General features: G+C 50.6%; 1 protein-coding gene. It reads right to left on the bottom strand.

The features are described 5' to 3' along the window. On the bottom strand, positions 1 to 419 hold a 419-nt coding region (locus A3751_RS22350; RefSeq protein ID WP_197466057.1), incomplete at both ends, for a hypothetical protein.

Raw genomic sequence — 419 nt, 5'->3', positions numbered from 1 at the left:
TCATTTCCTGACTCGCTAATTTCAACGCTCAGGGGAACCCCTGATGCGAAATCGGCAAACAAAAAGCAGCCATCTCTATCGGTGGCTGTTGACTGATCGCTTTGTGCTGCTTGGCTAAGCAAGACATCCCCATCGATGCCAATGCCATTTTTTTCTACGCAACCCATAATGCCGAACGGCGTTATGCCGCTGTCAACTTTATGAATGCTCGAAGCGCTATCGTTGTCTCGGTTAGTCACCCATAAGAACTGGCCATCCCATGCTAGGCCGAGAGGATCATTGAGAAAAGACGGGTTCTCTAGATAGGTGAGTATGTCGCCGTTGGCCGGATTAATGCGGTAAATTCGTTGCTCTTCTCGTTCCGTTACCCACAGCGCGATCCCGTCCCAAGCGATTCCGAATGGTCGTGCGCAGAATTG

The organism is Oleiphilus sp. HI0080 (genome assembly GCF_001635135.1).
This window is presented reverse-complemented; position numbering and strand designations above follow the sequence as displayed.